Here is a 16,123-nt window from a genome sequence, read left to right on the forward strand (position 1 = left end):
ATGAGCCATCGTCTTACTCGACGGGGGAAGAGGGGACCTTCAAGTGAGGACGAAGCCGACTATGCGTAACAGAATGCTTCGCTCGGTGCTTGTCGCCGCCTTCTCCACCGTTGTGGCTTTCGGAGCACTGACCGGCCTCTCCGGCGTGAAGGGCGACGCTCATAGAGTGAGTGGTACCGAGGCCGCGGACATCGTGGCTGTCGGCGAAGAGGCTCAGGCATTCCCGGCGGACACGGTCTGGGACTGACATGACTACTCCACCTGACGACCGCTCCTTCCGCAGAGAAATGGCCACCGCCTACCGCTCCGGCTGGCACTTCATCGACCTCGTCACCGCGATCCCCCACCCCGGTGACTCGTTGATGGTGACCGTCTTCGGCGAACCGGTGGTCGTCACGCGGGACGACGACGAGGACGTGCGGGCGTACCGGTGTCTGCGGCGGCCTCGGGGGGCGCCGCAGCCCGTTCGGTGTGCCATCCGGTACGGAATGATCTTTGTGAACCTGGACCAACGAGACCATCGGCTGGTGGAACCGGAAACCCCCACCCCGCGGACCATCTCAGCCACCCCCCGCAGTGCCTGACGCGATTCCCCCGTCGTAACAGATCGCTCAGGTGCTTCCCCCCGCAGCGGCGTCACCGTGACCTGAACACGGTGACGCCGCTGCAGTTTTGGGCGACATTTCCGGGTATTGGATGATCGGCCCCTGGCTCAAAAACGACCCATCGCGCCCGTCAGCGAGATCTCGATGACCACCCGCAGCGGGTTCGGCGCCGGGGTCCGTTCATAGCGCTCGGCGTATCGCCGCACCGCCTCCGCGACCCGTTGCGGCTCCGTGCGGACCTGCGCCCGCCCATCCAGCGTGGCCCACCGCGGCCCCGCCACCTGGCACACCGCCACCGCCGCCCCGCCCTCGCCGGCCGCCAGCACGTGCCGTACCTTCGCGCTCGTCCGGCTCGCGATCACCCGAGCAAGACGGGCCTCGGGGTCGTATGTCACCCCGACGGGCACCACGTGCGGGCTCCCGTCCGGGCGCGGGGTCGTCAGTGTGCACAGATGCCGTTCGCGCCAGAAGCTGAGGAACGACGGGTCCGGGGCACCCGGATCCTGGGTGTAGGAGGTCATGCCGGGAAGCTAGTCCCCCATTCCTCCCGCAGTCTGCCTTGAGTGGAATAGACTCAACTTTATGTACGCTGACAGAGTCAGTAGCAGGAGTCGGTAGCAGGAACTGACACCGAGGAGGAGTACGGACACGTGGATGCCGAGCTGACCAACCGGAGCCGGGACGCGATCAACGCGGCCAGCAACCGGGCCGTGACCGAGGGACACCCGGACCTCACCCCCGCCCACCTGCTCCTCGCTCTGCTCCAGGGGCAGGACAACGAGAACATCGTCGATCTGCTCACCGCCGTCGACGCCGACCAGGCCGCCGTGCGGGCCGGGGCCGAGAAGGTGCTCGGCTCGCTGCCCAGCGTGGCCGGGTCCACCGTCGCGCCGCCGCAGCCCAACCGCGACCTGCTCTCCGTCATCGCGGACGCGCAGGCCCGCGCCAACGACCTCGGTGACGAGTACCTCTCCACCGAACACCTGCTCGTCGGCATCGCCGCCAAGGGCGGACCGGCCGCCGACGTGCTCACCCAGCAGGGGGCCACCCCGAAGAAGCTGGTCGACGCCTTCCAGAAGGCCAGAGGAGGGCGCAGGGTGACCACCGCCGACCCCGAGGGGCAGTACAAGGCCCTGGAGAAGTTCGGGACCGACTTCACCGCCGCGGCACGGGAGGGCAAGCTCGACCCGGTCATCGGCCGCGACCAGGAGATCCGCCGGGTCGTACAGGTGCTCAGCCGCCGTACGAAGAACAATCCCGTCCTCATCGGTGAGCCCGGCGTCGGCAAGACCGCCGTCGTCGAGGGGCTCGCCCAGCGGATCGTCAAGGGGGACGTGCCCGAGTCGCTCAAGGACAAGCGGCTCGTATCGCTCGACCTGAGCGCCATGGTGGCGGGCGCCAAGTACCGCGGTGAGTTCGAGGAGCGGCTGAAGACCGTCCTGGCGGAGATCAAGGACTCCGACGGGCAGATCATCACCTTCATCGACGAGCTGCACACGGTCGTGGGCGCCGGCGCCGGCGGGGACTCCTCCATGGACGCCGGCAACATGCTCAAGCCCATGCTGGCCCGCGGCGAGCTGCGGATGGTGGGTGCGACGACCCTCGACGAGTACCGTGAGCGGATCGAGAAGGACCCCGCCCTGGAGCGGCGCTTCCAGCAGGTGCTGGTGGCCGAGCCGACGGTCGAGGACACCATCGCCATCCTGCGCGGGCTCAAGGGGCGCTACGAGGCCCACCACAAGGTCCAGATCGCCGACAGCGCGCTGGTGGCCGCCGCGGCCCTGTCCGACCGGTACATCACCTCCCGCTTCCTGCCCGACAAGGCCATCGACCTCGTCGACGAGGCGGCCTCCCGCCTCCGTATGGAGATCGACTCCTCACCCCTGGAGATCGACGAACTCCAGCGCGGTGTCGACCGGTTGAAGATGGAGGAGCTCGCGCTGGTCAAGGAGACCGACCCGGCCTCCCGCGAACGCCTGGAGCGGCTGCGCCGCGACCTCGCCGACAAGGAGGAGGAGCTGCGGGGCCTGACCGCCCGCTGGGAGAAGGAGAAGCAGTCCCTCAACCGGGTCGGTGAACTGAAGGAAAAGCTGGACGAGTTGCGCGGTCAGGCCGAACGCGCCCAGCGCGACGGCGACTTCGACACCGCCAGCAAGCTGCTCTACGGCGAGATCCCCACCCTGGAAAGGGACTTGGAGGCCGCATCCGAGGCCGAGGAGGAGGTCTCCAAGGACACCATGGTCAAGGAGGAGGTCGGCTCCGACGACATCGCGGACACCGTCGCCGCCTGGACCGGCATCCCGGCGGGCCGCCTGCTGGAGGGCGAGACGCAGAAGCTGCTGCGCATGGAGGAGGAGCTGGGCAAGCGGCTCATCGGCCAGAGCGAGGCCGTACGGGCCGTGTCCGACGCCGTACGGCGCACCCGGGCCGGGATCTCCGACCCCGACCGGCCCACCGGCTCCTTCCTCTTCCTCGGCCCCACCGGCGTCGGCAAGACCGAACTCGCCAAGGCCCTCGCCGACTTCCTCTTCGACGACGAGCGGGCGATGGTCCGCATCGACATGTCGGAGTACGGCGAGAAGCACACGGTCTCCCGCCTGGTCGGCGCGCCCCCCGGCTACGTCGGCTACGAGGAGGGCGGTCAGCTGACCGAGGCGGTGCGCAGGCGGCCGTACAGCGTCGTGCTCCTCGACGAGGTGGAGAAGGCGCACCCGGAGGTCTTCGACATCCTGCTCCAGGTGCTGGACGACGGCCGCCTGACGGACGGTCAGGGCCGTACGGTCGACTTCCGCAACGCGATCCTGGTGCTGACGTCCAACCTGGGCAGCCAGTTCCTGGTCGACCCGATCACCAGCGAGACGGAGAAGAAGGAACAGGTCCTGGAGGTGGTCAGGGCCTCCTTCAAGCCGGAGTTCCTGAACCGGCTCGACGACCTGGTCGTCTTCTCGGCCCTCACCAAGGACGAGCTCGGCCGGATCGCGCGGCTCCAGATCAACCGGCTCGCCCAGCGCCTCGCCGAGCGCCGGCTCACCCTGGAGGTCACCGACGCGGCCCTGGACTGGCTCGCCGTCGAGGGCATGGACCCGGCCTACGGCGCCCGCCCGCTGCGCCGCCTCGTCCAGACCGCCATCGGCGACCGCCTCGCCAAGGAGATCCTGTCCGGCGAGGTCAAGGACGGCGACACGGTCCGGGTGGACGCCTTCGGCGACGGTCTGATCGTGGGACCGGCGACCGGCAAGACGCTCTGAGCGCGGTGGTGACGAGGGGGCGGTGGCGCCCCCTCGTCACGGCGTGAACGCCACGAACCGCACCACGGACCAGTTCGGGCTGTCGTGGGTGACCTCCAGCTGTACGGAGGCGCTCTGCCCGGCGACCGGGCCCCGGTTCATGCACGCGTAGACGTTGTCGCCGTCGCACTGCACGTTCCGCAGTCCGGGCCCGTCCGGGTAGCTCGCTGCCACCCAGGCACTCACCTTGGCGCTCCGCAGCCGGAAGCGGGCCTCGTACCGGGGGTCCTGCCCGGCCTCCTGCACACACCCGAGGTCGCGCGCCCCGGTCGGCGGCTTCGCCCCGCCGTAGGCGAACGCCTCGGCGCACGGGACCTTCCGGACGCCCGTGTCGACCGAGTCGTCCGTGAACAGCCAGGCGATCAGCAGCGCGATCAGGCCCGCCACCACCAGGGTCGGTACGGCCAGGATCGCCGCGAAGACGCCCCATCTGGTCCTGCCCGGCCGGACCTGTTCCGGCGCGGTTTCGGTCTCCGTCTGCGTCATGTGTTCCCCGTTTCTTCGACCTCTGTTTTCTGTGGCTGACCGGATCATGTCAGCCCTGGGAGGACAGGTTCCGTCTGGGCTTGCCACCCCCCTCCCCGGATGGGGGAGGATGGCGGAATCCGTACGAAGGGAAATTCACGGTGACCATCGACCCGTCCTCGATTCCGAACTTCGGGGGCCAGCCCGAGCCGCAGCAAGGACCGGCGGGCCCCGTCGTCCCGGATCAGGATCTTGTGAAGCAGCTCCTCGACCAGATGGAGCTGAAGTATGTCGTCGACGACGAGGGTGACCTCGCGGCGCCGTGGGAGCAGTTCCGTACGTATTTCATGTTCCGCGGCGAGGGTGACCAGCAGGTCTTCTCGGTACGGACGTTCTACGACCGCCCCCACCAGATCGACGAGAAGCCCACGCTGCTGGAGTCCATCGACGACTGGAACCGGCGCACCCTGTGGCCCAAGGTCTACAGCCACACCCATGACGACGGCACCGTCCGTCTGATCGGCGAGGCGCAGATGCTCATCGGCACCGGCGTCAGCCTGGAGCACTTCGTCTCCTCGACCGTCAGCTGGGTGCGCGCCGCCATCGAGTTCGACAAGTGGCTCGTCGAACAGCTCGGCCTCGAGGAGGAAGTCAACGACGCCGAGAAGCCCGAGGACGACGAGTAGGCGTCCTCCCACTGCCCGCGCGTGTCGGCGTCACGACCGTATACGCGCCGTAGTCGAACGACAGCCCGGCCAGGGCACCGGCCACCACGGCCGCGTGCCGGGGCCGGGCTGTCGCCGTCCGTGCCGCCACATGGGCGAGCCGGCCGGGCGGGGCGAGTGCCGCGGCCGTCCACAGCCTGTGGGTAACTTTTCGGCTCGCGTGAAGCCGTTGTGTACACATGAGACACTCGGTATCCTTGGGCGCATGACACAGCCCATGCCCATAGAGTCCATCCGCGATGTCCGGGCGCACCTGGCCGAGGTCGTGGAGAGGGCCGACCGGGACGACGTACCGACGGTCATTACCCGTCGCGGCAAGCAGGTCGCCGCCGTGGTGTCCATCGAGGTGCTGCGCAAATACCAGGAGTGGGAAGAGCGCGAGATCAACCGGATCATCGACGAGCGCATGACCAACCCGGCACCAGGCATCCCGATCGAGGACATCATGAGGGAGACGCTGGCGCGCAGTGAGTGAGTACCGCACCGTCTTCCGAGCCGAGGCTCAGGCCGAACTCCGTAAAGTCCCGCGAGACATGGCCCTCCGCATTTTGGCCAAGCTGACCGAGCTGGAGAGCGACCCGACGGGGTTCAACACCACGGCCCTCGTCTCCCAGCCCGACCGGCGCCGCCTACGCGTGGGCGACTACCGCGTGATCTACACCATCGACAACGGCGAGCTGGTGGTGTGGGTCGTACACGTCGGGCATCGCTCCACCGTGTATGACGTTTGAGCGCTCTGACACCGACCCGTCCCGGACTCCCGACGCGGCGGTGCCGCGCTCATGCGGTCGGCGTCTTGAGCCGGGCGGCCGCCTCCTCCAGCACATCCGTCCGCTTGCAGAAGGCGAACCGCACGAAGGGCGCGCCCTGCTCGCGGTGGTCGTAGAAGACGGCGTTCGGGATCGCCACCACCCCACAGCGTTCGGGCAGCGCGCGGCAGAAGGCGAAGCCGTCGCTCTCGCCCAGGGGGCGAATGTCAGTGGTGATGAAGTAGGTGCCGGCCGGTTTGAAGACCTTGAACCCGGCCTCCGCCAGGCCGCTCGACAGCAGGTCCCGCTTGGCCCGCATGTCCTCACGGAATGCGGCGAAGTAGCTGTCGGGAAGGGCGAGGGCCTCGGCGACCGCGTACTGGAAGGGGCCGGAGGAGACGTACGTCAGGAACTGCTTCGCCGAGCGGACCGCTGAGACCAGACCGGGCGCCGCCGTGATCCAGCCGACCTTCCAGCCGGTGAAGGAGAAGGTCTTGCCGGCGGAGCCGATCGTGACCGTGCGCTCGCGCATCCCCGGGAAGGTCGCGAGGGGCAGGTGTTCGGCGTCGTCGAAGACCAGGTGCTCGTACACCTCGTCCGTGATCACCAGCAGATCCCGCTCCACGGCCAGCTCGGCGATCGCCGTCAGCTCCTCGCGGGTGAGGACGGTGCCGGTGGGGTTGTGCGGGGTGTTGATCAGGAGCAGGCGGGTGCGGTCGGTCACCGCGGCGCGCAGCTCGTCCAGGTCCAGGCGGAACGAGCCTTCGTGCGGGCGCAGGGTCACCGGTACGCGCTTCCCGCCCGCCATCGCGATGCAGGCCGCGTAGGAGTCGTAGTACGGCTCCAGGGCGACGACCTCGTCACCGGGCTCGACCAGGGCGAGCAGCGCGGCGGCGATGGCCTCCGTGGCTCCGGCGGTGACCAGGACCTCGGTGTCGGGGTCGTGGACCAGGCCGTAGCGGCGCTCCTGGTGCGCGGCGACCGCCGTGCGCAGCTCGGGAACGCCCGGGCCCGGCGGGTACTGGTTGCCCCGCCCGTCCCGCAGCGCCCGCACGGCCGCCTCCCTGACCTCCTCGGGCCCGTCCGTGTCGGGGAAGCCCTGGCCCAGGTTGATCGCTCCGGTCTGCAGCGCCAGGGCAGACATCTCGGCGAAGATCGTCGTCCCGAACTCGGCGAGACGTCGGTTGAGCAGGGGGCGCGCACTGGAGGTCATGCCGGTCATCCTGCGCCCAAGCTCTGTGGTTCCTCAACCGGGGCTCGGGGGCAGCCCCTCCTTGACGAGCCGGGCGCGCGCGTACACCTCTGAGCCGAGTGGGACGCCGAGCCGGCCGGTGTGCCGCTTACCTGCGCTGACGGGCGCCGGCAGCCCGCACTTGTTCGCGTCGGATGGCTGCGTAGAGTACCTGCGGTCATCGAATGGAGAAGACGTTGGACGCGGTCGAGTTCCCCCTCAGCGCTCGGGTGCGTGGGGCCAGGCGAGGGCTCGTGGTCACGAGCGCGGCGGGTGCCGTATGCGTGGGAGCCGCCGTGGGGTCCGTGGTCGCCGACGCCGCCGGCTGGGTGTCGGTGCCGCGGGCGGTCCAGGCGGGTTCGGTGCTGGTGACGCTGTTCGTGCTGCCCGTCGTATGGGTGGGAGTGCACGCGGTGTGGGCGCTGCGTGGGCGGGCCGAGCTGTTCCTCGCCGCCGAAGAGCACCCGCGGCGGCGTCCCACCGACCGGCAGATGGTCGACCACCTGCGCGACGAGCACCCGCTCACGCCTCTGTGGTGGACGATTTCCGTCGTCAGCGGCCTCAGCACGCTCTGTCTCGGGGGCGCGCTTCCGTTCGCCCTGGCGGACGGCGCCCTACTCGCCGGCGCACTCCTCGGGACCGGGCTCGCCGTGTCCCTGGCCGCCCTGGTCCTGGCCGTGTCCGGTATCCGCCGAGCCGCCCGCCAGGGTTCGGAGGACCGAAGGAGGCGTGCCGAGCTGTGGTCCCTGCCCTCCGCTGTCGAACGCCGGCTCACGGACTCCCTCCTCGGCGCCGGCGACGGGGGACACCTCGGAGTCTGAACAATCGTTGGGCAAGATCACGGCCCAGTGACCCACGAACGGCCCCTGAACTGCCCTTATGCGCAGGTCAGGGGCCGTTGGCCTGAGAGAAGGCTCTGAAGTTCCTCAACTCTGCTTTGGCCCGTGAGACAGAAGGGCATCTCCAGCTCACGCAACCGGCGAGGCGCCCACGGGGGGTCGCTTCGGGGGGTAACGGAAGGAGGGTGAGCCATGGTCTTCGGCATCATCCTGGTGGTGTTCCTGGTCCTGTTCCTCGTGGGCGTGGTGGCCACGGTGTTCCGGAACGGCTCGACGCGTCGGCGTATGCGGGCGGCCCACAGCGGCGGCGCCGGCGCCGCCGGCGGTAGCTGGTGGGCCGGGGGAGACGGCGGCGGATCGGACTCCGGTGGCGGCGGCCACCACGGGGGGCACTCCTGCGGCGGTGGCCACTCCTGTGGCGGTGGGTCGTCCTGTGGTGGCGGGTCGTCCTGCGGCGGTGGGGGCGGATGCGGGGGAGGCAGCTGACACGGGGCAGCTGAGCTCCGGCAGGGGGAACCGCATCCGGAGACGGGGGAGCGGGGGAAGGCGGGGGTGTGGGTCCGGACCTGGGTCGGGACGCACGCCCCCGCTTGTTGCTGTGACGCGCGCCCCCGTTTGTCGCTTATTCACTCCGGTGCTCCGGCGCGCGCTCCGGCCGCCGTGGCGCACGCCGTAGTTGAACAGATGAGCTGGAGAGCCCACGGAGGGATGGAAACCCCACGAACTTGGGTAAAAACGCTGTGGTGGCGCCACTGTTCATGATTCCCTCTAAATCGCCAACACAGCCCCTCGGACGTCCTGCGGACACGTCCTGACCTCCCGACTGGGCTGACCGGGCCGATCCCCCCACAGTCGCCCGGATGTTCCGGAACCCCACACCACCCTTTCTTTGCGTGCTAGCGGAGCCGATCCATGCTCACGACCCTGAACACCTCGTACACCGACACGCGCGCGGCCGACCTCGCCTGGGCCCTGGGGCGTGAGCCGCTGCCCGCCCTGGCGACGCTCGACCTCGAAATCGGACGGGCGCAGCTTCAGTTGAGACTTCTCGGCGCGTCCCACCAAGTGCTCCTGGAGGAGGATCGGGGCACCTGTTCGGAGACGGTGGCGTGCATCGCCGGCAGCAGTGCGCCGCTGCCCCTGGGCGTGACCAAGCGGGTGGGGGACTGGGAGTACGAGTTCGCCGCGCGCGTCGAAGCGCTGTCGCCGGGTCAGTTCGCCGGACGCGCACAGGAGTTGCTTGCGCTGGTGTCCGACCATCCGAACGGGCTTGCAGGGGTTTTCCCGGGCAGCCCGCTCGCGTTCACCGCACTGCTGGCCCAGCGGTACGAAGGGCAGGTGCACTGGCGGACCTGGCACGCGTATCCGCAGGAAGGGCAGTTGGTGGCCACACGGACACGGGTCGGGGTCCGGGTCCCGATCGGGACATCGGGCTGAGCGACGCGAACCCCTGTGGCCCGGTCGCTCCTCAGTTCCACACGTGTGGGTGACGAAGCGTGCCGCATCAGTGACGTACCGTCGCAACGTGATCGAGTCGCACGCCCCCGCTCCGCCCGGCGCTCCGCCGTCCTGGGCCGGGCCCGCGCGGCTGCCCGTCCGCCCCGGCACGGGCCGCTTCCTCGTCCTCGCCTGTGTCTTCGTCTGCGCGGCCTGCGGACTGGTGTACGAGCTCGAACTGGTCGCTCTCGCCTCGTACTTGATCGGCGACTCGGTCACCCAGGCCTCCGTGGTGCTGTCCGTCATGGTTTTCGCGATGGGCATCGGCTCGCTCCTCGCCAAGCGGCTGCGCCTGCACGCGGCGGCGGCCTTCGGCGCGATCGAGGCGCTGCTCGCGCTGGTCGGCGGGTGCAGCGCGATGGCGCTGTACGCCGTCTTCGCGTGGACCGGCGACTGGGGCGGCCTGTGGGCGAGCGGTCCGCGCTGGCTCCTGGTCGCCTTCTCCCTCGCCATCGGTCTGCTCATCGGCGCCGAAGTCCCCTTGCTGATGGAGCTGATCCAGCGCATCCGCCGCCAGGACGCGGGCGGCGCGGTGGCCGACCTGTTCGCGGCGGATTACGTCGGCGCGCTGGTCGGCGGCCTGGCCTTCCCCTTCCTCCTGCTGCCGCTGCTGGGCCAGTTGACCGGCGCGATGGTCACCGGCGGGGTCAACGCGGTCGCGGGCGGCGCCCTGGTCCTCGGCCTGTTCCGGCGCGACCTGACCCGCCGGGCCCGCTGGCTGCTGCTGGCCGCCAACCTCGCCGTGCTCGGCGTCCTCGCCACCGCCGCCGTCCTCGTCGACGACTTCGAGCGGGCCGCGCGAGAGGCGGTCTACGGCAACGACGTACGCGTCGCCCTCCAGACCGGCATCCAGGAGATCGTCCTCACCGGCGGCACCGACGGCCGCGCCCTCGGCCTCTACCTCGACGGCCGTCTGAGGGTCAGCGGCCGTGACGAGCGCCGCTACCACGAGGCCCTCGTCACCCCAGCGATGGACGGCCCCCACGCGCGCGTGCTCGTCCTCGGCGGCGGCGACGGCCTCGCCGCCCGCGAGGTGCTGAGGTACCCGGACGTACGGCGCATCGACATCGTCGAGATCGACCCCGCGGTGGTGGACCTGGCCCGCCGTGACCCGGCGCTGTCCCGGCTCAACGGTCATGTGTACGGCGACGCGCGTGTGCGGGTGACCATCGCGGACGCGTTCCGCCGGCTGCGGACGGCGGCGCCCGAGCCGTCGTACGACGTGGTGATCGCCGATCTGCCCGACCCCGGCATCACCGCGAGCACCAAGCTGTACTCGGCGGAGTTCTACGGTCTGGTCCGTCGTGTCCTGGCCCCCGGGGGCCGTCTCGTCGTGCACGCGGGGCCGGTCTCCTCCCGTCCGCGGGTCTTCTGGACGGTGGACGCGACCATGCGCGCGGCGGGTCTGCACACCACGCCCTACCGCGTCGGCGGCCGCGACTCCGGCTTCGCCGCGGGCCCCGACCGCACGGCCGGCGCCTCCCGGGCACCACGCGACTGGGGTTTCGTGCTCGCCTCACCGGCAGCACGCCCGGCACTGGGCCCGGGCGCGGGGCCGCGGTCGGCGACTCTGACGCGCGAGTCCCTGGGGGCGGCGCGGAGGGCGGCGGAGGCGACCCGGATCGTAGGGCTGCCGGCGTCGACGTTGGTGCATCCGCGCTACTGACACCGATGGGCGCGGTCACTTTCCACCAACGGGGGCGCACGACCGTCCCCCCTGGGTAGGCTCGGCAACCATGGAGCATGAGGTGTTCGTTCCGGTTACGGTCGAGCGGCTGAGGGAGGCCCTGGGGGATCCCGTCAGGGTCGCCCGGGCGGTTCCAGGGCTCCAGCAGGACGCCGGCGCGGACCCCGTCGCCGGGCGGCTGAAGGTGCGGGTCGGCAGCCACTCCATCACCTACCGCGGCGCGGTACGCGTCACCGGCCGGGACGACGGCTCGTACGCCGTCGAGGGCGACGCCACCGAGACCCGCGGCACCGGCTCGGTCACCCTCGCCCTCGCCCTCCGCCTGCGCGACACGGAGGGCGGCACGACCCTGACCTTCGACGGCACGGCCACGGCGGACGGCCGCGTCACGGAACTCCCGCAGGACGCGGTGGGTTCCGCGGTCGTACGGCTGCTGAACCGTTTCGCGGAGGCCCTGGGCGAGACGGAGGAACCAGAGCAACCGGAGGAGCAGCAGCCAGAGACACCACGGGCCGTGGCGACTCCCGAGCCCGTGGAGCCCCCCGTGCCCCCCGTCGACGACTTCACGGAACCCGCCGGCCCCCCGGCCGAAGCGGCCCACGCCCGGCGCACGATGATCGGCCGCAGCGCGGAGGAGGTCGACCACGCGCCCCCGCGGGGCCGCTACGCCCCCGTCCCGGCCCCCCAGACCGTGGCCTCGGGAGCGACCCTCCGCTGGGCGGCCCCGGCGGCGGCGGTGGTCCTGGCATCGGCGATCGTGGTCACCCGGGTGCTGAGAAGACGCCGTTGAGTAGTGTCGTCCCGTGAGCCATGAAGACATCACACTGACCGCGGGCGACGCGGAAGTGACCTTGCAGCCGGGAAACGGCGGACGGGTCGGGGGACTTCGGGTCGGAGGCGTCGAACTGCTGCGGCAGGGAGAGCGCTTCGGCTGCTTCCCGATGGTCCCCTGGTGCGGCCGCATCCGGGACGGACGGTTCCGTGACGGCGCCGACGTCCACCAGATGCCGCTCAACTCCCCACCGCACGCCATCCACGGCACGGCCCGCGACGGCGCCTGGAGCATCGCCCGCACGGCCGCCGACGAGGCCGTCCTCACGTACGACCTCGTCAAGCCCTGGCCGTACGCCGGCCGCATCACCCAGATCGCGGCGCTCACCCCCGACGCCCTGACGCTCACGATGTCCGTGGAGACGTACGACTCCTCCTTCCCGGCCCAGATCGGCTGGCACCCCTGGTTCAACCGCACCCTCGACGGCGGCGAGCCGGTCCGGCTCGACTTCACCGCCGCCTGGCAGGAGGAGCGCGGCGACGACCACCTGCCCACCGGCAACCGCGTCGAGCCGAAGCCCGGCCCCTGGGACGACTGCTTCGGCATGCCCGGCGGCGTCGACGTCACGCTCACCTGGCCCCGCCGGCTGGAGCTGAAGGTCGCCAGCCGCGAGGAATGGGTCGTGGTGTACGACGAGCAGGAGGCCGCCGTCTGCGTGGAGCCGCAGACCGGGCCGCCCAACGGCCTGAACACCCTGCCGCGCCTGGTCACCCCGCTGGAGCCGCTGGAAGCCACGACCACGTGGACCTGGCGCCGCATCTAAGCTGACAGGCATGACGGACGTCAACGAAGTAATGCCGCCAGGCACACGTGGCGAGCTGCTGCAGCAGATCAAGGACAAGGCCGTGGTGCACGGCAAGGTGACCCTGTCGTCGGGTCTGGAGGCCGACTACTACGTCGACCTGCGCCGCGTCACCCTCGACGGTGAGGCGGCCCCGCTGGTCGGACAGGTGCTCCTGGACCTGACCGCCGACCTGCAGTTCGACGCGGTGGGCGGACTGACCATGGGCGCCGACCCGGTCGCCGGCGCCATGCTGCACGCGGCCGCCGCGCGCGGGAAGAAGCTCGACGCCTTCGTCGTCCGCAAGGCCGCCAAGGCGCACGGCATGCAGCGGCGCGTGGAGGGTCCCGACATCGCGGGCCGCCGGGTCGTCGTCGTCGAGGACACCTCCACCACCGGTGGTTCCCCGCTCGAAGCGGTCGCGGCCGTGCGTGAGGCCGGCGCCGAGGTCGTCGCCGTCGCCACGATCGTCGACCGGGCCACCGGCGCCGCCGAGAAGATCGAGCAGGGCGCGGGGGTGCCCTACCGCTTCGCGTACTCGAAGGACGAGCTGGGCCTGGACTGACCGCGGGATGGACCATCCGGCCAAGTCTGGAAAGATGAGGCCGACGATGACGTCGAACCCCCACACAAGGTCTAGGTCAGGGCCGTAAGCACGCAGTACGCCAACCCGCAGATACAAGGAGCGGACAGATGCCCATCGCAACCCCTGAGGTCTACAACGAAATGCTCGACCGGGCGAAGGCGGGCAAGTTCGCCTACCCGGCCATCAACGTGACCTCGACCCAGACCCTGCACGCTGCGCTGCGCGGCTTCGCGGAGGCCGAGAGCGACGGCATCATCCAGATCTCGACCGGTGGTGCCGAGTTCCTGGGCGGCCAGTACAAGAAGGAGATGGTCACGGGTTCCGTGGCCCTCGCCGAGTTCGCGCACATCGTCGCCGAGAAGTACCCGGTCACCGTCGCGCTGCACACCGACCACTGCCCCAAGGACAAGCTCGACGGGTACGTACGCCCGCTGATCGCCGTGTCCGAGGAGCGCGTGAAGGCCGGCGGCAACCCGCTGTTCCAGTCGCACATGTGGGACGGCTCGGCGGAGACCCTCGCCGACAACCTCGCCATCGCCCAGGAGCTCCTGGAACGCGCCCGCGCCGCCAGGATCATTCTCGAGGTCGAGATCACCCCGACCGGCGGCGAGGAGGACGGCGTTTCGCACGAGATCAACGACTCCCTGTACACGACCGTCGACGACGCGATCCGTACGGCCGAGGCGCTCGGGCTCGGTGACAAGGGGCGCTACCTGCTGGCCGCCTCCTTCGGCAACGTCCACGGTGTGTACAAGCCGGGCAACGTCGTCCTCCGCCCCGACCTGCTGAAGCAGCTGAACGACGGCGTGGCCGCCAAGTTCGGCAAGCCGGCCGGGTCCCAGCCGTTCGACTTCGTCTTCCACGGCGGCTCCGGCTCCACGGAGGAGGAGATCCGCACCGCGCTGGAGAACGGCGTCGTCAAGATGAACATCGACACCGACACCCAGTACGCCTTCACGCGTCCGGTCGCCGACCACATGTTCCGCAACTACGACGGCGTCCTGAAGGTCGACGGCGAGGTCGGTTCCAAGAAGACCTACGACCCGCGCACCTGGGGCAAGCTGGCCGAGGCTTCGATGGCCGCCCGTGTCGTCGAGGCCACGCAGAACCTGCGCTCGGCGGGCACGAAGATCAAGTAAGGCCCATTACGGCTGATTACAGTGAGCCCGGTGCTACGGCACCGGGCTCGTTGTATACCTGGGGTCATGCCCGACGTCCGGTTGGCCTCGCCGCAAGGCAAGTGGATCCTGCTCACCACCATCCTCGGCTCCAGCATGGCGCTGCTGGACTCGACCGTCGTCAACGTCGCCCTGCCGGCCATCGGCCGCGACCTGGACGCCGACCTCGCCGCCCTGCAGTGGACGGTCAACGCCTACATGCTGACGCTCGCCGGGCTGATCCTGCTCGGCGGCTCCCTCGGGGACCGGTACGGCCGCCGCAAGGTCTTCGTCATCGGGGTGGTGTGGTTCGCGGCGGCCTCCCTGCTGTGCGGCCTCGCCCCGAACGCGGGCGTCCTCGTCGCTGCCCGGGCCCTGCAGGGGGTGGGCGGCGCCCTGCTCACACCGGGTTCGCTGGCGTTGATCCAGGCCACCTTCCACCCCGACGACCGGGGCCGGGCCGTCGGCCTGTGGTCCGGGTTCGGCGGAGTCGGGGCGGCCGTCGGCCCCTTCGTGGGCGGCTGGCTGGTGGACGGCCCGGGCTGGCGCTGGGTGTTCCTGCTCAACGTCCCGCTGGCCCTGGTGTGCGCGCCGATCGCCGTACGGCATGTGCCCGAGTCGGCCGACGGGCGGGCCGACCACGGCCGGTTCGACGTGCTCGGCGCGGTCTTGGGCGCGCTGGCGCTCGCGCTGGTGACGTACGCGCTGATCGAGGCGCGAGGCGGTTCCTGGGCCGTGGCGCTGGCGGCGGTGGCCGGGGTCGCGGCCGGGGTGGCCTTCGTCGCCGTCGAGAAGCGCCGTCCCGACCCGATGATGCCGCTCGGGATCTTCGCGTCCCGGCAGTTCACCGCGGTCAACCTGGTGACCCTGTGCGTGTACGCGGCCTTCGGCGGGTTCTTCTTCCTGGGCGCCGTCCAGCTCCAGGTGGTGGTCGGCTACTCGGCCCTCCAGGCCGGTACGGCCCTGCTGCCGACGACGGTCCTGATGCTGCTGTTCTCCGCCCGCTCGGGCGCCCTTGCCGACCGCATCGGGCCGCGCATCCCGCTCACCGTCGGCCCGCTGCTGTGCGCCGCCGGGATGCTGCTGATGCTGCGGGTCGGCCCGGGCGCCTCGTACCTGGCCGACATCCTGCCCGCGCTGCTGGTCCTGGGCGCCGGCATGGTCACCCTGGTCGCCCCGCTGACGGCGACCGTGCTGGGCTCGGTGGACGCCTCACGGGCCGGGCTGGCCAGCGGCATCAACAACGCGGCCGCCCGGGCGGCCGGCCTGATCGCGGTGGCCGCGCTGCCGCTGGTCACCGGGATGGGGGAGGAGGCGTACCGGTCGCCCACGGCGTTCGACAGTGCGTTCGGGCGAGCGATGACGGTGTGCGCGGGGGTGCTGGTGGTGGGGTCCGTGGTGGCCTTCGCGACGGTACGGTCGCTGCCGCCGGGGTGTCGTCGGCCGGAGTGCCGTACGTACGGGGCCGTGCTGTCGCCGCCGCTGGAGGGGGAGAGGACGCGGAGGCGACTGTCGTAGTGCGGGTGCGGGTGCGTTGTGGCTGGTCGCGCAGTTCCCCGCGCCCCCAAACAGGTGGGTACAGCTCGACAGGCCTTCCCTGCACCCACCCAGGGGCGCGGGGCTGTGACTTCAGTGGCTCCGCCACGGGGCGCGACCAGCCCCACGGACCCGCAGACGAAAAC

18 protein-coding genes are annotated in these 16,123 nt (G+C 70.6%); 15 read left to right on the forward strand and 3 right to left on the reverse strand.

Annotation, left to right across the window (positions count from 1 at the left end):
- The first annotated feature begins 43 nt into the window (after nt 1-43).
- Nucleotides 44-247, forward strand: a complete 204-nt coding sequence (locus BFN33_RS52770) for a hypothetical protein (RefSeq protein ID WP_141758023.1) — start codon at nt 44-46, stop codon at nt 245-247.
- Nucleotide 248: 1 nt separating this feature from the next.
- Complete coding sequence (locus tag BFN33_RS36500) at nt 249-584, forward strand: hypothetical protein (protein ID WP_062049350.1); 336 nt, start codon at nt 249-251, stop codon at nt 582-584.
- A gap of 128 nt (nt 585-712) precedes the next feature.
- Here the strand turns inward: BFN33_RS36500 and BFN33_RS36505 are convergent, their stop codons facing one another.
- A complete protein-coding gene (locus BFN33_RS36505) occupies nt 713-1,126 on the reverse strand; it encodes a pyridoxamine 5'-phosphate oxidase family protein (protein ID WP_069764482.1) in 414 nt (137 codons plus the stop codon).
- 129 nt (nt 1,127-1,255) lie between these two features.
- Between BFN33_RS36505 and clpB the strand changes: the two genes are divergently transcribed.
- Nucleotides 1,256-3,853 carry an ATP-dependent chaperone ClpB gene (gene clpB, locus BFN33_RS36510; protein WP_069764483.1) on the forward strand — a complete coding sequence of 866 codons (2,598 nt, stop codon included), beginning with the start codon at nt 1,256-1,258 and terminating at the stop codon, nt 3,851-3,853.
- A 36-nt stretch (nt 3,854-3,889) separates the two neighbouring features.
- Here clpB and BFN33_RS36515 read toward each other — a convergent pair whose 3' ends face one another.
- Complete coding sequence (locus tag BFN33_RS36515) at nt 3,890-4,378, reverse strand: hypothetical protein (RefSeq protein ID WP_069764484.1); 489 nt, start codon at nt 4,376-4,378, stop codon at nt 3,890-3,892.
- A 140-nt stretch (nt 4,379-4,518) separates the two neighbouring features.
- Here BFN33_RS36515 and BFN33_RS36520 point away from each other — a divergent pair, with 140 nt between their 5' ends.
- The 3 genes from BFN33_RS36520 (at nt 4,519) to BFN33_RS36530 (ending at nt 5,813) form a co-directional block, all read left to right on the forward strand.
- Complete coding sequence (locus BFN33_RS36520; RefSeq protein WP_069764485.1) at nt 4,519-5,043, forward strand: YbjN domain-containing protein; 525 nt, start codon at nt 4,519-4,521, stop codon at nt 5,041-5,043.
- Nucleotides 5,044-5,287: 244 nt separating this feature from the next.
- A complete protein-coding gene (locus BFN33_RS36525; RefSeq protein ID WP_005483715.1) occupies nt 5,288-5,557 on the forward strand; it encodes a type II toxin-antitoxin system Phd/YefM family antitoxin in 270 nt (89 codons plus the stop codon).
- Nucleotides 5,550-5,813, forward strand: coding sequence for a type II toxin-antitoxin system RelE/ParE family toxin (locus tag BFN33_RS36530; RefSeq protein ID WP_069764486.1), 264 nt, complete (start codon nt 5,550-5,552; stop codon nt 5,811-5,813). Before BFN33_RS36525 ends, BFN33_RS36530 begins: the two co-directional genes overlap by 8 nt.
- A gap of 49 nt (nt 5,814-5,862) precedes the next feature.
- Here BFN33_RS36530 and BFN33_RS36535 read toward each other — a convergent pair whose 3' ends face one another.
- Nucleotides 5,863-7,053 (reverse strand): pyridoxal phosphate-dependent aminotransferase, encoded by a 1,191-nt coding sequence (locus BFN33_RS36535; RefSeq protein WP_069764487.1) that lies wholly within the window; start codon nt 7,051-7,053, stop codon nt 5,863-5,865.
- 194 nt (nt 7,054-7,247) lie between these two features.
- Between BFN33_RS36535 and BFN33_RS36540 the strand changes: the two genes are divergently transcribed.
- From BFN33_RS36540 to BFN33_RS36580, 9 genes are all read left to right on the forward strand, one after another.
- Nucleotides 7,248-7,883, forward strand: a complete 636-nt coding sequence (locus BFN33_RS36540; protein WP_141758024.1) for a hypothetical protein — start codon at nt 7,248-7,250, stop codon at nt 7,881-7,883.
- 210 nt (nt 7,884-8,093) lie between these two features.
- Nucleotides 8,094-8,387, forward strand: a complete 294-nt coding sequence (locus BFN33_RS36545; RefSeq protein ID WP_069764489.1) for a hypothetical protein — start codon at nt 8,094-8,096, stop codon at nt 8,385-8,387.
- 426 nt (nt 8,388-8,813) lie between these two features.
- Nucleotides 8,814-9,338, forward strand: a complete 525-nt coding sequence (locus BFN33_RS36550) for a DUF2617 family protein (RefSeq protein ID WP_069764490.1) — start codon at nt 8,814-8,816, stop codon at nt 9,336-9,338.
- Between the two features lie 88 nt (nt 9,339-9,426).
- Entirely contained in the window at nt 9,427-11,064 is a 1,638-nt protein-coding gene (locus BFN33_RS36555) for a polyamine aminopropyltransferase (protein WP_069764709.1), read from the forward strand.
- A gap of 70 nt (nt 11,065-11,134) precedes the next feature.
- Nucleotides 11,135-11,875, forward strand: coding sequence for an SRPBCC domain-containing protein (locus tag BFN33_RS36560; RefSeq protein WP_069764491.1), 741 nt, complete (start codon nt 11,135-11,137; stop codon nt 11,873-11,875).
- 13 nt (nt 11,876-11,888) lie between these two features.
- Nucleotides 11,889-12,680 carry an aldose epimerase gene (locus tag BFN33_RS36565; protein WP_069764492.1) on the forward strand — a complete coding sequence of 264 codons (792 nt, stop codon included), beginning with the start codon at nt 11,889-11,891 and terminating at the stop codon, nt 12,678-12,680.
- 31 nt (nt 12,681-12,711) lie between these two features.
- Nucleotides 12,712-13,263 carry an orotate phosphoribosyltransferase gene (pyrE, locus tag BFN33_RS36570; protein WP_176742552.1) on the forward strand — a complete coding sequence of 184 codons (552 nt, stop codon included), beginning with the start codon at nt 12,712-12,714 and terminating at the stop codon, nt 13,261-13,263.
- A gap of 128 nt (nt 13,264-13,391) precedes the next feature.
- The gene (fbaA, locus tag BFN33_RS36575) at nt 13,392-14,423 is read left to right on the forward strand and encodes a class II fructose-bisphosphate aldolase (protein ID WP_069764494.1); all 1,032 of its coding nucleotides are present in this window, start codon (nt 13,392-13,394) and stop codon (nt 14,421-14,423) included.
- A gap of 66 nt (nt 14,424-14,489) precedes the next feature.
- The gene (locus BFN33_RS36580; RefSeq protein WP_069764495.1) at nt 14,490-15,959 is read left to right on the forward strand and encodes an MFS transporter; all 1,470 of its coding nucleotides are present in this window, start codon (nt 14,490-14,492) and stop codon (nt 15,957-15,959) included.
- The last annotated feature ends 164 nt before the right edge of the window (nt 15,960-16,123 follow it).

This window comes from Streptomyces sp. LUP47B (genome assembly GCF_001746295.1).
GTDB lineage: Bacteria > Actinomycetota > Actinomycetes > Streptomycetales > Streptomycetaceae > Streptomyces.

What these genes read in the sequence shown, in the direction of transcription:
- pyrE (WP_176742552.1), top strand. Translation starts at nt 12,712, where the DNA reads ATGCCGCCAGGCACACGTGGCGAGCTGCTGCAGCAGATCAAGGACAAG.
- BFN33_RS36545 (WP_069764489.1), top strand. Translation starts at nt 8,094, where the DNA reads ATGGTCTTCGGCATCATCCTGGTGGTGTTCCTGGTCCTGTTCCTCGTG.
- BFN33_RS36540 (WP_141758024.1), top strand. Translation starts at nt 7,248, where the DNA reads ATGGAGAAGACGTTGGACGCGGTCGAGTTCCCCCTCAGCGCTCGGGTG.
- BFN33_RS36535 (WP_069764487.1), bottom strand. Translation starts at nt 7,053, where the DNA reads ATGACCGGCATGACCTCCAGTGCGCGCCCCCTGCTCAACCGACGTCTC.
- BFN33_RS36500 (WP_062049350.1), top strand. Translation starts at nt 249, where the DNA reads ATGACTACTCCACCTGACGACCGCTCCTTCCGCAGAGAAATGGCCACC.
- BFN33_RS36525 (WP_005483715.1), top strand. Translation starts at nt 5,288, where the DNA reads ATGACACAGCCCATGCCCATAGAGTCCATCCGCGATGTCCGGGCGCAC.
- fbaA (WP_069764494.1), top strand. Translation starts at nt 13,392, where the DNA reads ATGCCCATCGCAACCCCTGAGGTCTACAACGAAATGCTCGACCGGGCG.
- BFN33_RS36515 (WP_069764484.1), bottom strand. Translation starts at nt 4,378, where the DNA reads ATGACGCAGACGGAGACCGAAACCGCGCCGGAACAGGTCCGGCCGGGC.
- BFN33_RS36560 (WP_069764491.1), top strand. Translation starts at nt 11,135, where the DNA reads ATGGAGCATGAGGTGTTCGTTCCGGTTACGGTCGAGCGGCTGAGGGAG.
- BFN33_RS36580 (WP_069764495.1), top strand. Translation starts at nt 14,490, where the DNA reads ATGCCCGACGTCCGGTTGGCCTCGCCGCAAGGCAAGTGGATCCTGCTC.
- BFN33_RS36550 (WP_069764490.1), top strand. Translation starts at nt 8,814, where the DNA reads ATGCTCACGACCCTGAACACCTCGTACACCGACACGCGCGCGGCCGAC.
- BFN33_RS36505 (WP_069764482.1), bottom strand. Translation starts at nt 1,126, where the DNA reads ATGACCTCCTACACCCAGGATCCGGGTGCCCCGGACCCGTCGTTCCTC.